Origin of the sequence: Tengunoibacter tsumagoiensis (genome assembly GCF_003967535.1) — a bacterium.
In the GTDB taxonomy this organism is placed as follows: domain Bacteria; phylum Chloroflexota; class Ktedonobacteria; order Ktedonobacterales; family Ktedonobacteraceae; genus Tengunoibacter; species Tengunoibacter tsumagoiensis.
Genome location: NZ_BIFR01000001.1, coordinates 3,357,475 through 3,378,879 on the forward strand (window position 1 = coordinate 3,357,475; position 21,405 = coordinate 3,378,879).

The 21,405-nt window shown below is 47.9% G+C and carries 13 protein-coding genes; 4 read left to right on the forward strand and 9 right to left on the reverse strand.

Annotated features, from left to right (window positions below):
- Window positions 1-41 precede the first annotated feature (41 nt).
- Together EL628_RS13270 and ahr are read right to left on the reverse strand one after the other, a co-directional pair.
- Window positions 42-1,289, reverse strand: coding sequence for a hybrid sensor histidine kinase/response regulator (locus tag EL628_RS13270; protein ID WP_126580414.1), 1,248 nt, complete (start codon window positions 1,287-1,289; stop codon window positions 42-44).
- Window positions 1,290-1,817: 528 nt separating this feature from the next.
- Entirely contained in the window at window positions 1,818-2,834 is a 1,017-nt protein-coding gene (gene ahr, locus EL628_RS13275) for an NADPH-dependent aldehyde reductase Ahr (RefSeq protein WP_126580415.1), read from the reverse strand.
- A gap of 300 nt (window positions 2,835-3,134) precedes the next feature.
- On the opposite strand from ahr, the gene EL628_RS13280 reads away from it, so the two are divergent.
- Window positions 3,135-3,854, forward strand: a complete 720-nt coding sequence (locus tag EL628_RS13280; protein WP_126580416.1) for a glycine/sarcosine/betaine reductase selenoprotein B family protein — start codon at window positions 3,135-3,137, stop codon at window positions 3,852-3,854.
- Window positions 3,855-3,857: 3 nt separating this feature from the next.
- Here the strand turns inward: EL628_RS13280 and EL628_RS13285 are convergent, their stop codons facing one another.
- On the reverse strand, window positions 3,858-8,732 hold the full coding sequence (locus tag EL628_RS13285) for a HEAT repeat domain-containing protein (RefSeq protein ID WP_161975479.1): 4,875 nt from the start codon (window positions 8,730-8,732) through the stop codon (window positions 3,858-3,860).
- 156 nt (window positions 8,733-8,888) lie between these two features.
- Complete coding sequence (locus EL628_RS13290; protein WP_126580418.1) at window positions 8,889-9,434, reverse strand: TetR/AcrR family transcriptional regulator; 546 nt, start codon at window positions 9,432-9,434, stop codon at window positions 8,889-8,891.
- A 188-nt stretch (window positions 9,435-9,622) separates the two neighbouring features.
- On the opposite strand from EL628_RS13290, the gene EL628_RS13295 reads away from it, so the two are divergent.
- A complete protein-coding gene (locus EL628_RS13295) occupies window positions 9,623-10,873 on the forward strand; it encodes a cytochrome P450 (RefSeq protein WP_245994088.1) in 1,251 nt (416 codons plus the stop codon).
- 75 nt (window positions 10,874-10,948) lie between these two features.
- On the opposite strand, the gene EL628_RS13300 is transcribed toward EL628_RS13295, so the two are convergent.
- Window positions 10,949-11,347, reverse strand: a complete 399-nt coding sequence (locus EL628_RS13300; RefSeq protein WP_126580419.1) for a PPOX class F420-dependent oxidoreductase — start codon at window positions 11,345-11,347, stop codon at window positions 10,949-10,951.
- 270 nt (window positions 11,348-11,617) lie between these two features.
- On the opposite strand from EL628_RS13300, the gene EL628_RS13305 reads away from it, so the two are divergent.
- A complete protein-coding gene (locus tag EL628_RS13305) occupies window positions 11,618-12,475 on the forward strand; it encodes a metallophosphoesterase family protein (RefSeq protein ID WP_126580420.1) in 858 nt (285 codons plus the stop codon).
- 14 nt (window positions 12,476-12,489) lie between these two features.
- Here the strand turns inward: EL628_RS13305 and atpD are convergent, their stop codons facing one another.
- The 4 genes from atpD to EL628_RS13325 all read right to left on the reverse strand — a co-directional run bounded on the left by atpD (window position 12,490) and on the right by EL628_RS13325 (window position 20,239).
- Entirely contained in the window at window positions 12,490-13,938 is a 1,449-nt protein-coding gene (atpD, locus tag EL628_RS13310; protein WP_126580421.1) for a F0F1 ATP synthase subunit beta, read from the reverse strand.
- A 248-nt stretch (window positions 13,939-14,186) separates the two neighbouring features.
- The gene (locus EL628_RS13315) at window positions 14,187-17,021 is read right to left on the reverse strand and encodes a tetratricopeptide repeat protein (RefSeq protein WP_126580422.1); all 2,835 of its coding nucleotides are present in this window, start codon (window positions 17,019-17,021) and stop codon (window positions 14,187-14,189) included.
- Window positions 17,022-17,223: 202 nt separating this feature from the next.
- Window positions 17,224-18,591 (reverse strand): acid phosphatase, encoded by a 1,368-nt coding sequence (gene acpA, locus EL628_RS13320; RefSeq protein ID WP_126580423.1) that lies wholly within the window; start codon window positions 18,589-18,591, stop codon window positions 17,224-17,226.
- A gap of 265 nt (window positions 18,592-18,856) precedes the next feature.
- Window positions 18,857-20,239: an amidohydrolase gene (locus EL628_RS13325; RefSeq protein ID WP_126580424.1), complete on the reverse strand. Its 1,383-nt coding sequence runs from the start codon at window positions 20,237-20,239 to the stop codon at window positions 18,857-18,859.
- A 513-nt stretch (window positions 20,240-20,752) separates the two neighbouring features.
- On the opposite strand from EL628_RS13325, the gene uraD reads away from it, so the two are divergent.
- Window positions 20,753-21,274: a 2-oxo-4-hydroxy-4-carboxy-5-ureidoimidazoline decarboxylase gene (gene uraD / locus EL628_RS13330; protein ID WP_126580425.1), complete on the forward strand. Its 522-nt coding sequence runs from the start codon at window positions 20,753-20,755 to the stop codon at window positions 21,272-21,274.
- The last annotated feature ends 131 nt before the right edge of the window (window positions 21,275-21,405 follow it).

Genomic DNA, 21,405 nt, shown 5'->3' on the forward strand with positions numbered 1-21,405 from the left:
ATTTGATCTGTAAGAGACTTTTTGTACGTTAAAGAGGATCGTCAGTGTTCATAATACGCGAGTGTCCAGGCCGCCTTGAGCGGTGAGGCACTTTCGTTCTGGGGACGCTCTGTATCCACAAAAAGTGGAAGCACAATCCTGAACGTGCTCCCTTGTCCGGGAGCGCTCTGCACCTCCAGATGCCCGCCATGGCGTTCAATAATCTTACGCGAGATATAGAGACCCAATCCAATGCCTGCTCGCGCGCCATTCTGTACCTCTACATTGGGCACACGATAAAATTGTTCAAAGATATGGGGAAGCTCATCAGCAGCAATACCAATGCCTTCATCGCGGATCGAGAGCGTTGCTTCATAGCCAACTTTTTCTAATGTCACCGTAATTGGTGTATGTGGGGCTGAATATTTTCGTGCATTGGACAGCAAGTTTAAAAGAACCTGTCCGATGCGCCCTGCATCAACCTCGACTTCAACCTGTTCACCCAGCAATTCACTCAGATGGGCGTGGAGAGAGCCAGCAGTATATTGATGGAGCAACGTGCCACATAACTCAACCAGATCACAGCGTTGGCGATGAAGTACAAACAGATTAGTCTCAATTAGCGATGTATCCAGGAGATCCTGTGTAAGAATCTCAGTGCGGATAATCGAACGTTCCATATCCTGTAAGCCTTGCATCACCATTGTGGATGACTCACCTTGTTGGAGTTGATGCTGAAGCAACTGCGCCATCCCCTTCAGATTTTCCAGAGGCGCCTTCAGCTCATGCGAAACGATGCGCAGAAACTTTTCCTTTGTCTCATTGGCCGCTTTTAGCTCACCTGTCCGCTTTTCGACAATCTGTTCAAGTGATTGAGCATGTAATTCGAGTGCAAGTTGTTGTTGCACAATGGTTTGACGCATCTGATGAGTCTGTAACGCCCGTTGGAGCGCAACCGTAAAAGAATCGCGATCAATAGGCTTAAGGATATAATCATAAGCTCCACTACGGATAGCCTGGATCGCAAGATTATGATCGCCATGGCCAGTAATCAGCAGAACGGGCACCTCTGGATTGAGTTCTTGAATCCGCCCTAAAAGCTCCAATCCATCCATACCAGGCATCTTCACATCACTGACGATGGTATCGAATTTGTCTGTCTGCAGAGCCTCAAGGGCCTGAACCGCTGAACTAACCGTCGTCACCTGTACCCTGGGCATACGCAGATATACTACTTGTGGTAGCGCCTGAAGCAGAGCCTCATCGTCGTCTACGATGAGGATAGATGAATGATATTCTTCTTCTCTCATAAGCTCATTTCTACCTGCTGTCTGTTTTTTTTAACACGCAGAAACATTCGATCTCGTTTCGCCTGCTTCTTTGTGCGTGTTAGCTTGATTGATTGGATAAGACTGGCGAGTGCCAGAAATTCGTTATCATAGGTAATATGTAAGAAGACGAAAAAGAGGGAGCATTTGTTTCGATCCATCCTCCAATTATTGCGAATGGAAAAATAAAACCATACGTAAATACATGGCCAAAAATGTAACTATCCTGATATTCTTATAGTCAATAAAAATAAGTACAAGAAAATTAGCCTTATACTCATTTAGGAGCTTAGTAACCAATGAAAAGGATAAAAGGAGGACGATGATGTTCAAACGCATGAGAGGTGTTCGCAAGGATTTTGCGGTAAGTAAAAGTTTTCCATGTGGTTAGAATAGAGAACATCACTGTCTGCCCAGGATGCTTCCTCTCGTTTATTGAGAGAGAGCATCCAGTGCGGATAGTGATGGCACGAACCATCGAAGTAGAACTTATTGCACAAGAGATAAACTTCAGGCAAAATCCGCTTCCAGGACGATGCGATATTGAGCCTTTCCCGATTTTAAGCGATCAAAGGCTTCGTTAATCTGACTCATCTTATAGTGTTCCACCTGCGGCAATATATGATGACGTGCAGCGAAATCGAGCATATCAATCGTAGCTACAGGTGAGCCTGAAGGTGAAGCAGAGATGCTTTTCTGAGCATTAATGAGAGCTGGAACAGCAACAGGTACTGGCTCCGCCACAGCCCCTACAAAATGCAGTCGTCCTCTGGGTGCTAATGCTCCAATAAAAGCCTGCCAATCGAGGCCGACATTGACAGTGACCAGAATGAGATCCAACGAGTTAGCCATTGCGCGAATAGCATCGCTATCGCGGCTCGAGACAACATGGTTGGCCCCAAAGGACTTTGCTTCCTCAAATTTGGCTGGACTTGAGCTAAAGGCAGTGACATCACAACCCCAGGCCTCTGCAAATTTAACAGCCATATGTCCAAGTCCACCAATCCCAACGATGCCTACTCGTTGCGTTGGTTGCACATCGAAGACATAGAACGGCGTAAAGACCGTGATGCCACCACAGAGAAGAGGGCCAGCGGCACTCTTATCCAGAGCCTCCGGAATAGGAATCACCCAGTCCCACTGTGCCCGTACACGCTCAGCAAAGCCACCATAATGGCCAACAATTGTAGCCTTCACTTCCGGGCACATATTCTGATTGCCAGAAAGACATTGCCGACAATGGAGACAGCTCTCAGCATTCCAACCAACACCCACGCGCTGACCAATACTCAACCCTTTTGCATCTCTGCCAAGAGCCACCACACGACCAATGATCTCATGACCAGCAACGAGCGGATAGACAGAATATCCCCAATCATTGTTCAGGATAGAGAGATCAGAATGACAGAGCCCACAATATTCAACCGCTATCTCAACCTCCTCATCGCCAAGTTCGCCAGCCTCATATTCAAATGGAACAAATTTGTCTTTCGCTTTATGAGCTCCCCAGGCACGTACTTTAGACATGAATATCTCCTTAAATCTCAGGTGAAGAAGGTCTGACCGTTTCCTGCCATCCTCAAAGTACAAGCTGCATACCGGATCGCTTGAGAATATCCGAAATACCAACAACCTGTAGTATTATTGATCGCTTGCTACAACGAATACATAACGAATTGAAGAAGAAGAGAGGAGACAGTGAGTGACCCCCAGCAGGGATGGTATTCTCTCTTCCCAACTTTGCGCTATAATGAGGATGAGTACATAGACAGCAGGCTGCCAAGCGTAGACTGAGACAAGCACAGTAAAAAGGATGAAAAGTAATTTATGGCAATGTCAAAGCGATGCATCCCCTATACGCCACGTAATCGAGAAGTCAAAGAGAGCACGTTTGCGCTGATCACTACGGCAGGCGTGCATCTACGAGAGCAGGAGCCATTTAATACAGATGGCGATAATAGCTGGCGGCTTATTCCTGGTGATGTGCAATCAGAGCAACTGATGGTTACGCATGAGCACTACGATCATCGCGATGCCGATCAAGATATCAACTGTATTTTTCCCATTGACCGGCTCCGTGAACTGGCTGCGGAAGGCATTATCGCGGGTGTTAGTGATAAGCATCTCGGTTTTATGGGGTTTAGCCAGAACTTTCGCGATCTTTATGAGCGTGCAGCCCCTGAGATGGCAAAGATCATTGTGCGTTCAAAGGCAGATGGCGTTATTTTGACGGCGGGCTGTCCCCTATGTCATCGTGTCGTCTGTTATATTGCTCGTGAGGTGGAATCTGCGGGAATACCTACAGTGATCATCACAGTCGCCCCTGAGCACTCTCGTCCCGCTGGTCCGCCGCGTGCCATTGCTCCCGAGCATTTCAAATTAGGAAATAGTCTGGGCGGACCAGGACAGCATGATCTCCAACGAAAAGTGTTGTTAGATGCCCTACGGCGTTGGGAGACGCGTGAGGAGCCAGGACATATCTGGGAGATTGCCTATCCTGAGTACGATAGCAGCGATTGGCAGCCCATTGTCCTGACTGAAGGTTAAGATCTAATCATCCTCAAGACCATTCTCAAGCGAGAGAATGGCCGCCAGTGCCTTATCGGCAGACGTGCGAACAGCTCGTGAATGAGGATCATGGCGTAAACGTAGCAATTGACGGATGATTGTATCAGGAATAGTACGTTGCAGGCTGCCAAAATTTTGTGCAGCCTGAGCACGTACCTCCCAATCAGGCCCATCTAAGAGTTCACCCAGCCGGTTGATCCATCCGGGTTCGACCTGCTCTCTCGAGACATATTTAGTAACACAAACAATAAAGTAAGTGCTGAGCTGTTGAAAGAAACGGCCAGGCCTACTGCCAGCGAACAGAGAAACAGCCTCTTGTAAGATCTCAGGAATAATTTCAGGTTGGTGCTGCCTTAAAAGTTGGAAAGCAGCTAGTGCGAGATCTTCACGATTGCAGCCTACCACTGAGATAGCATACTCTGTCGCACGCAATGGATCTTTCTTGAAAAAAGCTTCGAGGATTATTTGTGGTGAGTGAAACTGATACATATCTTCTAACGCATTCCGAAAGATCTCAGCTGGGACCTGTTCAATGAGACCTGGTTGGGCCAATGCCTGGATGGCAGTAAAGCGGATATTGTCATTTGATGCTGAGAGCAGACGCATAAATTCAGACATAGGGGCCTGCGCGCCCAGGCTCGATAACGCGCTGATAGCCTCCTGGCAGACGTACTCATTACTATCTTGTAGGCATTCGATGAGTGGTTGAATGGGTAGCTGTTCAGGGCGGCTCTGCAGGCATTCGATAGCCTGACGACGCACAGTTGAATCGGGGTCATGAAGTGTTATAAGTATGGGATCTAGTGAAATGGCTGCTGGATAATAGGCGAGGAGGATTAATATTCCAAGCTGGATATTTCTCATAGGATGTGTCAGCGCGATGAATAGTTGATCTAAGGAGATGTGGTGAAGTATATTTGGAATGCTCGCGCTCTCTTTGTTTAAATGCTGAAAAGCGTATAAAGCTAGAGACTCGACAACAAGCTTTTCTGGTAGGCGAATAAGCAAATCTGGGAAGAGATTGAGATGTTGGATGACATAAGATATGTTTTTGCACGAGAGATGTTCTAATGCTTCAGCAACAATCTCTACCGGAACAAGTTTTTCCTGCGCATTAAAGGCTTCAAAAAGTGGCAGATAGGTATCATAATTTCGCCTGACCAGAATCTGTTGCAAAAATACATCGTCCGGCACATTCCCATACTTGCTTGCATTCACCAATGCTGCAATCACTATTCTACGGATCTCCTGATTCTTTTTCTGACTCAGAGCATTGATGAGTATTGGGACTGGGGCAAGTTTTCCGGTCTGACTTAATGCGTAAGCAGCAGCACGTTGAATAGCAAAATTCGGATGCTCCAATAATGCCTGAGATAGCTGTTCAATAGGCGTGCGTTCTCCCATCGATCCAAGTACTTTTGCAACGGCAAAGGGGTGATCAGAGGCTGAGGTATACATGATTTGCAGCAACGTTTCGGCGGGAGTAAACTTGCTTACATTGATCAAGATATTTTCAAATAGCTCCTCCTCATCAAAATCAACGGATAGGGTAATCGCATTTTGGCGTTCTAGTAATCTTAGTACGCCAGCAACCGCTAACGCAGGATTACGCGCTCCTACTTTTCCCAGAGTAATAGCTGCTTCCCTGCATACCATTAAGCTTTCATCCAGAGTGGCGTTTAAGATTTCTTCAATTGGAGCTTCATCTGGATAGCGCCCCAGCAGTTTTGCAGCAGTGGCCCGGACCTCGTAATCCTGATCGTGAAGGGCTTCAACGAGAGGAGCTAATGGTGGTAGCACGCTGCACTTCGTCAGAATCCGTAATGCATGAATCCGCACCCAGGCATATCTATGTGTCAGAAGATCTAAAAGATCTGTTTGCGATAGCTCATCAGCGCGTTTGCATAATTCTTCTGTGGCCGCCTCACTAACAGCCAATCGTTCATCAGTGACGGCTTTGAGTATTATTGAAAGAGCGTCCTGAGACCCCCATTGTCCGAGAATACGTATTGCCCTGCAATAAGGAGGATCACACACATCCTCGACGATCTTTATACGCTCCTCGATCGTAAGACCAGCCTGCTTGTATGTCAGTAGCCATGTCGCTGTAAGTGGATTGCTGAAATGGTAGGGTTCACAAAGCTTTTTGAGCAAAAGAGCATGTGCTAGCGGATTTTTTTTGCGGCTGAATGCTTCCCTGATTTCTGATTGGTTCCGCCAATTCTGTTCATAGACAGCAAATAGTGTCTGAAGAGGGACACGTTCGGCTACTGACTTCTGGCTAAGTGCCTCTAACGCAGAAGAAATATAATTTGGGTTCTTAAGGAAGCGTATAAGTACGTCTATGGGGGCTCGATGACCCAACTTGCCTAATGCGAGAAGACTGCTAGTAACTATCTCTGGTTCTGGATCATTTGTGAATTGGATAATGAGATCCAGAGGAGCAATCTCGCCCAATGTCCCCATGACCTTGATAGCAGCTGCACGTACACATGTCTTAGAATCGTTGGCTGCCTGAATAATTGGGGCCAGTGGGACCGACTTTCCTAACTGTTCCAATAGCGTGAGTGTCTCCTGGCGTATCATATAATCAGGGTCATTGAGGAGGTGAAGCAGTGGAAGGAGCGGCGCATTTCTCCCCTGTGCCTTCAAGACTTGTAGTACATTCTTGCGTACGTTTACCTCCTTATCATCGAGTAAGGTGAATAATCGCTCCAGGATGGCTGGAGATTTGTACTCACCCAGTGCTGTCACAGCCATTGCACGATGATTGGTAAGAGGATCATTGAGTTGGGCAAAGAGAAAATCGATTGCGGCTGGATGTTGTATTGAGGCAAGTATCTTAGCGGCATAGAAAGAAGTTTTCCACTCTCCCTCATGCAAGGCAGTAAGGAGCTCCTGTAGAGGCAACTCCCTGGTAACAGCTATTGTTTGTAATATATCGGCTGCTATTGCCGAACGACTAAATGTATTAAGGTAGAGAATAGGGATGAGCTTTTTAGTTGGAACATAGGGAGTAAGTGCTTTAAGTGATTGTCTCGCTAAGTTAATCCAGGAATAGTCCTCGCTACGGAGGTCGTCCAATAAGAATTCAATGGGCGCAAATTCGCCTAAATACATAAAAACAGCTCTAATGCTACGTTGATAATTGCCCTGTGGATTGTTTTTGAGGGTTTGCAGTAGATATTGTGTCGTATAGTGAGAATGGATGGCACCCAGAACTCTTATAAAGTGCCGGTGTCCACCTTTAACGAGAGCTTCAACGAAGGGTTCAAGTACTTTCAACTGTGCGCTGATATTTAAGCGTCCAATATCAGCGGCCATACGCAGATAGCGATCAGAGCGTTGCGAATTGCTTCTACTATATAGATCGAACTCAACAGTTTCCATGCCTAAAACTATCTGGCTCCAGATAGTGGCAGCCATCTCCTCAAGCTTCTGTGTTTCTGGGGATTGCCATTCCTCTAACTCAGCAACTTCTCCAAGTATTTTGATGGCTAGCTCCAGGCTAAGGTTACCGGGATCACTCCGTTGCTCAAGGAGCTGTTTGATCCAGATTATCGCCTGGTGTTTACCCTGTTCGCCATATTCTTGCACTAAAATACCAACGACAAGGCGCTCAATCTCGTTCCAACGGCTGTAGGTATGTTTGCTCCAGAGAAAGTGGCGGGCAGCTATCTGGATTGCTCTATCCTGATGCATCAGACGTGAGGCTATACCCGAAGCAACAAGATATTCCTGAAAGGTCTGGTGGCGGAAACTATACACTTGATTTGTAATGGTATCGAGTACTCCTGAGTTACGTATCTGGGTATAGACTTCGCTCTTCTCCCAGGGTATCTGCCATACCATAGAAACGTGATGTATTGCCAATCGGAGATCATCTGACGAGAATGTGCGTCCTCTAACCTGATAGAGCGCTAAAGCCACCTGAGCCAGAATCGGGAGAAGATCCCTGTTAGTGGCACGTGTTTGTAACAGTGCACCAATGACTTCACGATAGATCATAGCCCGACTGCCAGAAAGATTGCCACGTCGCAGGTAGACTACTGCTCCCAGACTAAAGAGCAGGGGATTAGCTCCCCAGGTTGCAGCCTGCTGGTGTTCACTAAGAGCCTGAACATAGGCCAATGGATCAAGTTTATCATATGTGTCTAGTGAGCCTGTTAACTGATACTGAAGTTCGGGAAGTAAGCGTGCGGCAAGCTGTAAACGATGTTCATAGCCAAGAGGCTGAAGTTCCCATTCCAGGAATTGCCCTGATTGAAATTGGTTCCCTTTATAGTCAGTAAAGCGTGAGCCTATAATCCAGATATTGCCACTTATTTGAGCTAACTCATTGATTAGATCAATAATACCGGCCCGCAGTCCTGGAAATACCTCATCCAGACTATCTAAACAGACGACCGCTTGCCCTTGTTGGATAGCCTGCCAGAGAGTCTGTCCATAACCGGCTTCCAGGCCTAGATCGTACGCAATCTGAGAGAGATAGGCTGGCAGGTCCAGTTCCAGTGTTGCCAGATGGGGAAGAGAAAGAAATATTGGCAGCGGAGCAGTGCTGTCCTTTAGAGCCAATTGCGTCTGATGATACAAGAGATGTTTGAGCACAGTTGTTTTTCCTGTACCAGGAGCACCAAGGATAACCAGGCGATTGTGGGTGCTTTGCCGAAGAGCTTCGATCACACTATCCGCTATAATCTCCAGAGCTTGTTCTTCATCTTCGTCCGTATCAATGTCAGAATCAACATCGGACGAATTTGGATCTGCAATTCCCTGACGCAGACGTAGTGGTTGAAAGACCTGTAAGAGCGAGAAACGAAGACCAGCTCCAAGTGGGAGACTTATATTTCCATACACTTGGAAAACCTTATTAAGGTAGATATGCCGCTGTTCATTTATGTTTTCATTCATTTGTTGTAGTACTCTTACCTCTAGAGGAAGATAAAAAAGGGACATTTTTTTAGCAGAAGGCTAAGAGAGATATGAGTAACTGGTGGGTACCTTCCCATAGCATTAATGGAGCATACCTGTTGGGCGCACAATCAACTCTTGATAGATAGCGCCCATCTGTTCTGGTGCATAAGGCATATCATGCTCAAGCCACCACTGGATAAGCGAGATTGTTGAAGCAACATTATGGTAGAGCGCAATCTCAAAGGGGACAATGGGGTTCTGGTTCAACGGCTTATCCGCCTGCATCTTTTGTTCCGAAAGAGAGAGGACTTGTTTGACAAGCTCAGATGTCTCGCCACTTTTGAGAAGCACACGAATAATCTCACTATGCTCCTGAACATAGTGAAACAGAGCTCCCCCTGTCCCGGTGGCATCTTCTCTAAAGGCTATGGATAAATGTTTAGAGAGCTCATGAAAAACTGTTGCCAGGACGGCATGCAGCAAGGTATCCTTATCTGGATAATGGCGAAAGAATGTTGCATAGCCAATATCTGCCCGCTCTGTAATCTCACGAATATTAATCTCTTCATAGCTTTTCTCTAAAGTTAAAGCGATCAATGCATTAGCCAGGAGCTGTTGCGTGCGTTTGACTCTGCGATCGAGCATCGTACTATCCTCTTTCTATCACCAAAAGGTCCTTGTGCATTATACGCGATAAGCAGACATTTTTTCTATCCTCTTGACCTGTTCCTATTTTCTGATCTATAGTGGATCATATGATTCACTATAGATCAGAATAGCAATGAAGATACTCGCCCACACGAGCGTGCCACAAGGATTGAGGAGCAGATTAGATGCAAACACATGCTGAAGCAATGGAGGGGAATACCCCTACCCTCGCTAAATGTCCTATTGATCACACGACTATTTCCCAACAGAAGACGCCAAAGATCATTGAGCCAGCTCATGGCACCATGAACTATGATGCGGCTAACGATATCTGGAATATCTATGGTTTTGAGGCAGCAAGAGCCATTTTACGTAGCCCTCATACCAGGCAGGCAGGTTTTAATGCTGAAGTAATAACGCGCATCCCTAATCAGAAGAATACGCCAATATTGTATCAAGAGGGGAAAGTCCATCAGCAGCAGCGTAAGCAGACGGCCCGTTTTTTCACGCCGAAAGCCGTCAGTGATAATTATCGCCAATTGATGGAAGAACTCAGTGACAGACTTATTCAGCAGTTCAAACGAGAGAAGAAGATTGATCTTAGCCAACTCAGTATGCAATTAGCGGTCCGAGTCGCTGGCGAGATTGTCGGGTTAACGAATAGCCGCCTTCCTGGAATGGATAAGCGGATTGAAGCCTTTTTTGAGCAGGACTTTGCGCCGGGCAAGGGAAAACTCATGGATAAAGTTCGTGCCATCTGGGCCCAGCGCCGGATGCTTAGCTTCTTCTACCTGGATGTCAAGCCTGCAATTGATGCTCGCCGACGTGCTCCAAAGCAAGATGTCATCTCGCATCTGCTCGAACAGAAGTATAGCGATGCAGAAATACTGGTTGAGTGTGTCACCTATGGGGCGGCGGGTATGATCACTACCCGTGAGTTTATTAGTGTTGCAGCCTGGCATCTATTGGAGCAGCCAGAGTTGCGCGAACGCTATCTTGCTGAGTCCGAGGAGAAGCGCTTTGATATTCTGCATGAAATCTTGCGCCTGGAACCTATTGTTGGGAACCTTCAGAGGCGTACAACCGCAGAGATCAAGCTTGAAGCGAATGGGCAGGAGATGAGCATTCCAGCGGGCGCTTTGATAAATATTCATCTGCATAGCTCAAATACTGACCAGGAGATCGTTGGCGACTATCCACGTGTCATCTGTCCAGGCCGCGATCTTCAGGGCGAGCGTGTGCCAACAATGATAATGAGTTTTGGCGATGGTGCGCATCGCTGCCCTGGAGCCTATGTTGCGATTCAAGAGACAGATATCTTCCTTACACGATTGCTTGCACTAAAGGAATTGCGTATGACACAGAAGCCAAAGGTCAGTTGGAGCGACCTTGTCACCGGCTACGAGATCAGAGAATTTCTGCTCGCGCTGGATTAAAGAGATCAAACAGGCCGCCAATAAAGGTATCTGGCGGTCTGTTTGATGGGTGGTATGAGCAATGGTCGCTGAAATTCATGCGCCCATCTGTGTTGTATGTTCTGGTTGAATGATGAGCACGACACGCTCGTCGCCAGGCTGGTGATAGGGATAGGTATCCACTCCCATATACTTCTTCGCCATGGCATTGATAAAGGCAAGTTTGGGATCTTCGTCGATGCGCACGACTTTTCCGCGAATCTCTAGATAGCGATAGGGATTGGCGGGATCAACGATGGAGAGTGCGATCCGGGGTTCGCGCTGGATGTTGCGGTATTTTTGTCGCCCTTTGGTCTGGCTAATGAGAATATGCTGGCCATCCCAACCAAACCAGACAGGGGTAGTCTGAGGCTCGCCTTTAGCGCCAACGGTTGCAACATGAGCCAGTGCATTGGTATTCAACAGATCCTGATACCCTTGTGGAATAGTTGCCATTGTTGAAGTAGCTCCTCTCTGTTCAAAACACAGAAATAACATATGTCCATAATTAGACTATCGAGATGAGGATTGGTCTTCGCTAGACCTTCCTTTTCTCGACCCTCCTTTTAAGGATAACATCGGTAAAAAGCAGGTATATTCCATTACTGCTTGTTTGCCTTTTTATTGTGTTCACATGTGCTTTATGATAAAATTTAGAGGATCATCATAATGGGAAGAGTAGGATGAGGCGTGTTGTGTCTCACACCCCATGTGAAGAGGTTTAAATTGAGAAAACTCTACGCAATTTCGGATATTCATCTGAGTTATGCTGCAAATCGAGAGGCTCTGGAAGCCCTGCCTTTTTATCCAGATGATTGGTTGATTTTGGCAGGCGATGTTGGTGAGACGTTGGAGCAGCTTCAGTTTGCGCTCTCTGTGCTCTGTCCCCGTTTTGCACAGGTGCTCTGGGTGCCGGGTAACCATGACCTCTGGTGTCTGGATGCCTATGAGCCACGAGGCGTTGCTAAGTACGAACGATTGGTCTCTCTCTGCCAGCAGTGCGGCGTATTGACCCCCGAAGATTCCTATATTCATTGGCCGGAAGATCCCACCCTTGTCCTTGCACCCCTGTTTCTCCTCTATGATTATAGTTTTCGACCCGCCACGGTCCCGTTAGAAGATGCAGTAGATTGGGCGGCCAAAGCTGGAATAGTCTTCCGTGACGAGATAGTGCTCTATCCTAATCCCTATCCTTCACGTTACGCCTGGTGTCAGGAGCGTCTTCGGATAACGGAACAGAGATTACAGGCGGTCCAGGCTCCAGGCTTGAAATTTATTCTGATTAACCACTTTCCGTTTCAAGCGTATCCCTTAGGTTTTATGCGTCATCCAGAGATCTCGCTCTGGAGCGGAACCTGCCAGACTGAAGATTGGCATCAACGCTTTCCCACCCGTGTCGCTATTTATGGGCATCTGCATATGCGAGGGACGTATTATCGGAATGGAGTCCGTTTTGAAGAGGTCTCACTCGGCTATCCACAGGATTGGCGGGCTGCAAAAGGGGTCGTAGGATATCTACGCGAGATCTGGCCGGGACCACAGGGAGAAACGCCAGAGCATGCTGAGATGACCTGGCGTTTCTAGCAGAGGAACCTGCGTTACCCGTTCAGAGACTTTTGATGGCGCTCCAAAACTTCGTCGATCCCTCCAGCCATGTAGAAGAGATCCTCACGAACCAGATCATGTGTGCCATCCAGAATTTCGCAAACGCCGCGCAGGGTTTCGGCCAGAGAGACTGTGCGGCCATCCCGTCCAGTAAAATTCTCGGCCACATGAAATGGCTGCGTGAGAAAACGCTGCATTTTGCGAGCCCGAGCTACGATGGTCTTATCCTCATCAGTGAGCTCATCCATGCCCAGGATATTGATAATATCCTGAAGCTCGCGATTGCGTTGCAGCAGCTTTTTGACTCCATTTGCAGCCTGATAGTGTCTCTCCCCAACCAGCTCTGGAGCCAGGGCGCGGCTGGTTGAGGCGAGCGGATCGATGGCAGGGAAGAGCGCCAGTTCGAAGAGTGAGCGTTCTAGCACAACTGTCGTATCAAGATGACTAAAAGTTGTTGCTGTGGCTGGATCGGTATAGTCGTCGGCGGGTACAAAGACAGCTTGCAAGGATGTGATTGAGCCATTCGTTGTGGATGTAATGCGTTCCTGAAGCTCGCCCATCTCTTCCGAGAGATTTGGCTGATAGCCAACAGCAGAAGGTATCCGCCCTAACTGAGCTGAGACTTCAGCACCAGCCTGACTAAAGCGGAAGACATTATCAATGAAGAGCAGGATATCCTTCTTTTCCTCATCGCGGAAATACTCGGCCATTGTCAGACCAGTCAGAGCAACACGCAAACGAGCTCCTGGAGGCTCATTCATCTGCCCAAAGATCATCGCCACGCGATCAATGACGCCTCGTTCGATCATCTCATGATACAGATCATTTCCTTCGCGGGTGCGCTCTCCAACTCCTACAAAAACGCTGTACCCCCCATAGTTATAGGCAATATTGCGCATCAGCTCCTGAATAATGATTGTTTTGCCCACTCCCGCCCCACCGAATGCTCCAATTTTTCCACCTTTGATAAAGGGGCAGATGAGATCAATCATCTTGATACCCGTTTCCAGAAGCTCCACCGTTGACTTCTGATCAATAAGTTCGGGGGCGGCACGATGGATACTCCAACGCGGGGAATCCGTAATGGGATCTTTGTTATCAATCTCCTGTCCCAATACATTGAAGAGACGGCCAAGCGTCTGTGGACCCACGGGAACAGAGATTGGTCGACCGCTACTGACGACAGACATTCCGCGGCTCAGGCCATCAGTGGCACCCATGGCAATTGTGCGTACCCAATTATTGCCGATATGTTGTTGGACCTCAAAGGCCGGTGCCATGGCGAGATCGGGCTGATCCAGTCGAATCTCATCAAAGATCTGTGGGAGATGATTGGATGGAAATTCCATATCGATCACTGGACCTAAAATCTGTACAATTTTCCCTGTAATGGTTGGCTCTTGCGTTTGATCCTGGCTGTGAAGCGTTGTTACCGCGCTCATACTGTACCTCTCTTTCGCGCATCAGTTTTTCTCTGTATCTTTCTGTACCTACTTTAGCGACTAAAAGAGAAATAGCCCTGACTTGAATAACGTATCTTTTGATTCCTGGGTAGCAGGCGAGATCTGGGGTTCAGATAGGTAAAATAACGTATCTTTTGATTCCTGGGTAGCTGACAAGATCGGAGATTTAGATGGGTAAGATAACGGATCATTTGATGGTTGGATGATGAGCATAGTGATGGAGAGAGTTAGATAAGATGATGATCGAGCGCAAAGCGAGTCGCCGCACTGCGCGTATTCACTCCCAATTTTGCATAGATGGAACGGAGATGAGTATTTACTGTCCGAGGACTGATGATCAATCTTTCGGCTATGTGTGCATCCGTCAACCCTGCGGCGAGATGGCGAAGGACATCTCTCTCGCGGGTTGTCAGGTTTGTCAGAGGAGCCTCCAATGGTTCAGAGGCGGGTTGTGGAGGAACGGCTGTTTGTCTATTTTGCGTCTTTTGTAGATCGTGGGTAATAGGAGTGAGCATCATAGCAGAGATGGTACTAAAGATCTGAGTGAGAGACATATTCTGGCCTGCACTCCAATTTTCGTAAAAGATAGTTGGACCACACTGCTGTTGAAGCTGTGTAAGCAGATGTTCCAGAGGTGCTCTCCGCACTTTTGGAATTGGAAGACCAAGTTTTTCACGCTGCCGAGCTGCGTGACCTAACAATTGGATAGCCTGCTTCAGACATGTTACGTCGGTGCAGAGTCTGGCAAATTCTTCGAGCGTCCTGGTAAAGCCTGCTACATCTGCGATAGTATAAGCGAGATGGAGGGCCTGCCGAAAGTGCATAGCGGCTTGTTCATAATCTTGTCGTGCCAGAGCGATGCTCCCCTGTCCGCAATAGATCGTTACAAGCGCGATCTGGTCACCGGACTGGCGTATGATAGTTAACCCATCACTATAGTAGCGATGAGCATCCTCAAAGCGTAGACTGAGAAGCATGAGCTCGGCCAGCCCCAGAATCGCTTTGCCCCATCCTGCATGATAGCTGATACTTTTTGAAAGTCGTAGACTCTCTTTAAGCTGTTGATGGGCTTCTAACAGATTGCCCTGTGCCAGAAAGAGATGTCCAAGATTGTTCAGAGCAATCGTCTGTTGTTTGCGGGAACCCAGTTCAATGGCTTGTTGAAGTTGCACTCGTATTATAACCTCTGCCTGCGCATAATCCCCCTGTAAGAGCAGAATATTCCCCATTCCATCCAGACAGGTGAGCTGGCTCCACTTATCCCCAATCTCCTGCGAGAGTTGCTGACTCTTTTGATAGAGAAAGAGTGCCGTAACAAGTTTGCCACGTTGATACATGGATTCACCAACATTGAGCAGGACCTCAGCCTGACTACGCAGATCTCCCACCTGACGCAAGAGCTTCAGGCTCAGTTGGAAATGGACTTGAGCCATCGTATAGTTATTCTGTTTCGTTGCTACCTGTCCGTTGATAATATGAAGTATACCTCGCCCCCAGAGATCATTCTGACCCTCCAGGACCTGGAGACCACTGCGTGCAAGCTCTTGAGCCATTTGATTCTCCCCTCGATGAAGAGCAAGAGCTGCCAGGGCTCCTCTCGCCAGAGCAAGTAAATGGTAATTGTGTTGAGTAGCTGATAGTTTTTCGCACTCTTCAAGATAGCATTGAGCCCTGGGAAGATCGTTGTGAGCCAGAGCCAGGTTTCCTGCTCCATAGAGGACCCCAGTGCGTAGCGTTGCTTGTTCAGGCGTCGTCTTGAGTGACAGTATTTCTTCCAGCCAGTTACGCCCCTCCGTAATAGAGCCGCGCAGATGGAGGTAGTGGCTTAATGCCACCGCCAGTCGGAGGGCCAGGGTCGTCTCTGTCTGTTCAACCACCCAATGCATGGCTTCCCATAGATTAGCCGTTTCCTGATCAAGTCGCTGGAGCTCATCGCGCTGAGCCAGGCCGTGGAGGCGGTTTGCAGCCATTTCTGCAAACTCAGTATAGTAACAAGCATGTTTGTAGTGGGCAGTCAGCTCTTCCTGATGCAGATAGAGATAGTCTCGTGCATATGCCCGAATACTTTCTAACGCGAAAAAGCGCATTTCACTGCCACTGATTGAGCTCATGCGTATCAGGCTTTTATCGACCAGAGAACTTAAGAAAGAGAAGCAATCACTACTTAATGAAGAGGAGGCAGTAATTGCCTCAGCAGCAGCCAGCGTCCAGGAGCCAGTGAAGACGCCTAGCTGGCGGAAAAAGAATTTTTCCTCATCATTTAAGAGCTGATAGCTCCACTCAAGCGTATTGTGAAGCGTCTGCTGGCGTTGAGGAAGATTGCTTGCACCACCAACGAGCGTCTTGAAGCGATCTTTCATGCGTGCCAATAACATAGCTGGTGAGAAAAATTTTATTCGTGCAGCTGCTAGCTCGATGGCTAATGGGAGGCCATCCAGTTGAACACAAAGCTCACCGATGGTAGCTCTGTGTTCTGCCGTAAGGACAAAGGTTGGATTGGCGGCCTGGGCACGTTGCACGAAGAGCTCCATGGCAGGCGATAAGATAGGAAGGGGATTAGACTGAAGTGCCTCAAGATCAGGGACCTCCAGGGGCAGAACGGGATATTCGTACTCACCATACAGGTGGAGTCTCTCGCGGCTCGTAACCAGTATTTTGAGATCTGCGCACTTCGTCAGGAGGCTGGCCAGTTGAGGGCCCATGGCCATAACATGTTCGGCATTATCAATGATAAGGAGCAGGTGTTTTTCTTGAAGAAAAGTAGTGAGCTGTTCGCTGAACGAATGATGGAGCTGCTCTGTCAGACCAAGAACTTGAGCGATGGTTGGCAGCACAAAAGTATGTTCGCGAAGAGGGGCTAACTCTACAAAAGCACAGCCATCACGAAAAATATCGTTGAGCATCTGGGCTACTTCCAGCGCCAGACGCGTCTTGCCGACTCCCCCCGGGCCAGTCAGTGTCAGGAGACGGACTGACGAACTTGTCAGGAGTGTTGAGATCTCCTCAATATCTGTGGTGCGTCCGATGGTTGAGTGCATCTGGATAGGCAAGTGATAAGGCATGGACGTCTCTTTTCCACAACGCGATTGATAGAAGGCTACTACTGCGCGGATTGATTGTTCTCCAACTTTTTCTGTTCGGTCGTAGTATAGCACAGAAGAGAGAGCTTATTCCAACCTGAGAGCGCCATCCTCTAGAAGCAAAAAGTAAGCCTCTTGCAAGATAATGCATCCTACAAGAGGCTTGATCACTAGAGTCGCTCTATTAGCTAGCGGCGTTTGCTAATGCATTGCGGAGATCATTGACCTTTGCATCGCGGGTTCCTAAAGGATTCAGGTTCCAGCGAACCTCAATACTGCGCAGGATAGAGGTTGTATCATATGTTGTGTGATCGACCGTTCCCATCTTTGCGAAGGGCGAGATGATAATTGCAGGCACACGGCTACCGGGTCCCCAGCGATCTCCCGTTGGAGGTGCGACATGATCCCAACGACCACCATTCTCATCATAGGTAATAATGATCGCCGTATCTTTCCAGGCAGAACTATCTTGAATGGCCTTAACCAGATCTGCAATATGTTGTTGACCGGTATTTTCGTTGGCATAGCCAGGATGCTCATTATCCTCACCCAACGGCTTCACAAAAGAGACCGCAGGCAGTGTATTATTTTTGAGCGCACTCAGAAAATCCTGCTCATCTTTCAGATGTTCGGTCTTAGCTGGCTTGCCATCAGCATAATTGGCAAAAAAAGCAAATGGTTGATGATGGAACTGGAACAGTGGATCGGGATGGCCAGCAAGGGCATCATTCCACCCACCGGAGTACCAGGCCCAGGAGATATTCTTATCGTTCAAACGATCCCCAATTGTAGGAGCTGTCTGCTCAGGGATCAGCGTTGCCGGGTTGGCGGTAGCAGGATGGGGAGTATTGACCGTAAAAGATGTATTGACGGCATAGCCATCAGGCGTCACTGCTCCATCTTTGGTTATAACACCATTGGCATCCACCTGTGCGACTATGCTACCTGGAGCATTCGGAAAGGTTGGGCTACAGGCGCAGACCATCCAGAAGTGATTGAGAAAAGATCCGCCATAAGCTGCGTGAAAGAAATGGTCCGCCAGCACATATTGTTTGGCTAACTTGCCTTCAGGCATGTTTGTGCCATCATAATTGCTCATCACCAGACCAGCAGCATCGCTCCAGGCAACAAATTTATCCATTTTGCCACCATCAATCTGATACTGCTCCTGGTAAAAGCGGTGAACAAGGTCACCAGTCATCAGATCTGGAGAGACATATTGAGTAGCATCAAAAGGTTTCACTGGAAGATTAGCAGGGAAGCGCGGATCTGGCTGACCCTTTAAGAGGGGCTGTGGCAAGGTCGTGTAGGGCTGACCATTTTTATCTACCTGTTGTAAGGCCGTCTGGCTTGCATTGCTAATGCCATCAGCGCCTGGAAAGCTACCGTAGAGGCTATCGAAGCTCCAGTTTTCCTGGTAGAGCACAACAAAATGTTTAATCTTTCCAAATGGATTGGTTGGATGTGGTGTCGAAGTCGTAGGCGTGGAATCACAGGCCGAGAGAAAACAAAGACTTGCGATAAGACCAAATAAGAGCACGCGTAAACGCATAACCAGCCCTTTCCAGGCTCATTAAGAGCACTTGAAGCACAATTGTAAATCCAAATAAGCAACAGAATTGCAGAGTCTCTTTATTTAATAGTAAACATAATTATGGTTATGAGTATATTATAAAAAAATTATACACATGTTAAAGATAGGATAATTCTTATATTTTCAAAATTATCTCTGCTTTAACATGTGTATAACACTATTGTACGGGTACATTTTTGAAGAAGATCAGATCGAAAAAATTTTAATTATAAGTTACAGGTTATCAAGAGATAGGCCAGCGAGGTTTGAGATCAATGCCAGCGCGTTGATAGAGCATATTGGCATGTTGATTAGCTTCGCGCATCACCTCATGTTCGTCCATTGTCAATAGACGCCCCTGGCGTACGACGATCTGCCCATCCACCATGACGGTATCAACCTCTCCACCAGTGGCAGCATAGACAAGGGTAGAGACAGGATTAATGGCGGGTGTTGTATGTAATCGCGCAAGATCGATAACCACCAGATCAGCTTTTTTGCCCACTTCAAGCGAGCCGATCTCATGGTCCAGCCCCAATGCACGAGCGCCATTGATCGTTGCCATCTCTAGAACGGTCTCCGCAGGCACAATGAGAGGATCAAGCGTTACCGCTTTGTGGAGGATAGCAGCCATCTTCATCTCGCGAATGAGATCATAATCATTATTGCTGGGGCCTCCATCGCAGCCCAGAGCAACATTGACGCCGCGCTCAAGCATGAGCGGGACTTTGCAGACACCTGATGCCAGCTTGCTATTGGAGGAAGGATTATGGGAGACATGGGTGCCAGTGGCAGCAAGTTTCTCGATTTCAGCGGACGTGAGCCAGACCATATGGACGAGGACGCTACGAGGCCCCAGCAGGCCAACGCTTTCGGCATAATCGACCGGTGTCAGACCAAATTTCTCCTGGAGATAGATCTTATCGGCCTCGACCTCCGCCAGATGCATCGTGATCCCCATCTGGCGTTGATGAGCAATCTCACTCATTTCGCGATAGAGCTCGGAAGTGACTCCACCAGGAGTGCGCGGTCCAAACCAGACGTGGAGCCGATCGTTGGCTGCACCTTGCCACTTGTCATGCATCTGTATTACCCCCAGGAGACTGGTATCGCGGCTCTCAATCATCCCTGGATGCATTGAATTGGTCTGTGTTGCATACGTTCCAATGTCCATCACAATGCCAGCCAGGCAGGCTCTAATTCCACTCTCCTGAACAGCCTGTGCGATACCATCAAAGCCATAGCGATGTGCAAGCATTGATTCCAGAAAGGTTGTCGTCCCCGAGCGAAGCATCTCTGCAATCCCCAGACGAGCGCTGACATAGCCATCATCGTGGGTAAAGTTGCCTTGCAGGACCCAGACGCGCTCGCAGAGCCATTGAATCAGAGCCATATCATCGGCACAGCCCCGGATTAAGGCTTGCGCTAAATGCACATGTGTGTCGATAAGACCAGGAATAATGAGCTTCCCCCCGAGATCCAGACTCTCTTCCGAGGGATAGCGAGCCTCCAGTGCTGAGGTTTTTCCAAGAGCAACGATCCGGTTACCTTGCACCGCGATTGCTCCGTTGGTCAAAATATCGCGGTTTGCATTCATTGTAAGAATAGTGGCGTTCTTTAAGAGCATCTGTCCTGACCTCGTTTCTTCTATAGAACTATCCTTGCTCATACGGTGCGTAAGTTCTTTATGCTTAAATATACTATATCATTCTTATGAAGCTGAGACCTTTAGACAGTTATCAAAGAGAACACGATCAAAAAGATGGTTAAATGAGCGCTCTTGCATTTTTTTTAGCACTGAGAAAAACGCAATATCCCTATTTTTAGGTATATATAAAAAGAGTTTCTCGTGTTATCATATGCATATCGGGGAGATGAGGGCAGAGGGATGAGCTTTCAGGCAGATCTATCCTTGACAAGAAGAGACGTAAAGATTACACTTATTTTATCATCTCAACTCTTCTGAAAAGAAAGGTTTCATGCAGGGTGGTGAAACCCCTTCATGAACATCTACTCTAGTTAGACTTATTCTCCCCTTTGCTATGCTGGAAAGGGCGATCCGCACCGCCGAAGCTGAGCTCTCATCGCATGCCGGTTGATCTGGTCTCATTGGTTGCTATCTCGTAAAGGAAAGAAAGATATGGCGCCATATGTCACACTACAGCAGGTGAATGCCTTAGAGCACGCCGTTTTTGTGCAAACCTTAACTCCGCTGTTTGAAGGTCCACCCTGGATTATCTCTGCTGCCTGGTCACGCCGACCCTTTACGAGTCTGACTCACTTCCATCAAGAACTCTGTGCAATCATGTTTGCCGCTTCCGAAGCGCAACAGATCGCCCTTCTACGCGCCCATCCCGATCTGGTTGGTCGCGCGGCTCTAGCCGGGACTCTTTCCCCATCTTCAACAAGTGAGCAGGCATCAGCGGGCCTGGATCAGCTTACACATGAAGAGATTGCCCTCTTTACGCAGTTGAATCAGGAGTATCATCAACGCTTTGGCTTTCCTTTTGTGATCTGTGCACGTGAGAACAAGAAAGAGAGTATCCTTGCAGGTTTTGCAACACGTCTATCCCATTCTCGCGAGCAAGAGATTCTCATTGCCTTAGGCGAGGTCGCTAAGATTAGCAGGCTTCGCATACAGGATCTTCTTTTGCCAGAGTAGACGTTCATGAAAGGGTTTCGCCGCCCAGTATGCAACCTTTCTTTTTAGAAGAGACGTTCATGAAAGGGTTTCGCCATCCTGTATGCAACCTTTCTTTTCAGAAGATCTTTCGCGGTCTTACGCTCTTCTAG

What these genes read in the sequence shown, in the direction of transcription:
- EL628_RS13270 (WP_126580414.1), bottom strand. Translation starts at nt 1,289, where the DNA reads ATGAGAGAAGAAGAATATCATTCATCTATCCTCATCGTAGACGACGAT.
- ahr (WP_126580415.1), bottom strand. Translation starts at nt 2,834, where the DNA reads ATGTCTAAAGTACGTGCCTGGGGAGCTCATAAAGCGAAAGACAAATTT.
- EL628_RS13280 (WP_126580416.1), top strand. Translation starts at nt 3,135, where the DNA reads ATGGCAATGTCAAAGCGATGCATCCCCTATACGCCACGTAATCGAGAA.
- EL628_RS13290 (WP_126580418.1), bottom strand. Translation starts at nt 9,434, where the DNA reads ATGCTCGATCGCAGAGTCAAACGCACGCAACAGCTCCTGGCTAATGCA.
- EL628_RS13295 (WP_245994088.1), top strand. Translation starts at nt 9,623, where the DNA reads ATGCAAACACATGCTGAAGCAATGGAGGGGAATACCCCTACCCTCGCT.
- EL628_RS13300 (WP_126580419.1), bottom strand. Translation starts at nt 11,347, where the DNA reads ATGGCAACTATTCCACAAGGGTATCAGGATCTGTTGAATACCAATGCA.
- atpD (WP_126580421.1), bottom strand. Translation starts at nt 13,938, where the DNA reads ATGAGCGCGGTAACAACGCTTCACAGCCAGGATCAAACGCAAGAGCCA.
- EL628_RS13315 (WP_126580422.1), bottom strand. Translation starts at nt 17,021, where the DNA reads ATGCCTTATCACTTGCCTATCCAGATGCACTCAACCATCGGACGCACC.
- acpA (WP_126580423.1), bottom strand. Translation starts at nt 18,591, where the DNA reads ATGCGTTTACGCGTGCTCTTATTTGGTCTTATCGCAAGTCTTTGTTTT.
- EL628_RS13325 (WP_126580424.1), bottom strand. Translation starts at nt 20,239, where the DNA reads ATGCTCTTAAAGAACGCCACTATTCTTACAATGAATGCAAACCGCGAT.
- uraD (WP_126580425.1), top strand. Translation starts at nt 20,753, where the DNA reads ATGGCGCCATATGTCACACTACAGCAGGTGAATGCCTTAGAGCACGCC.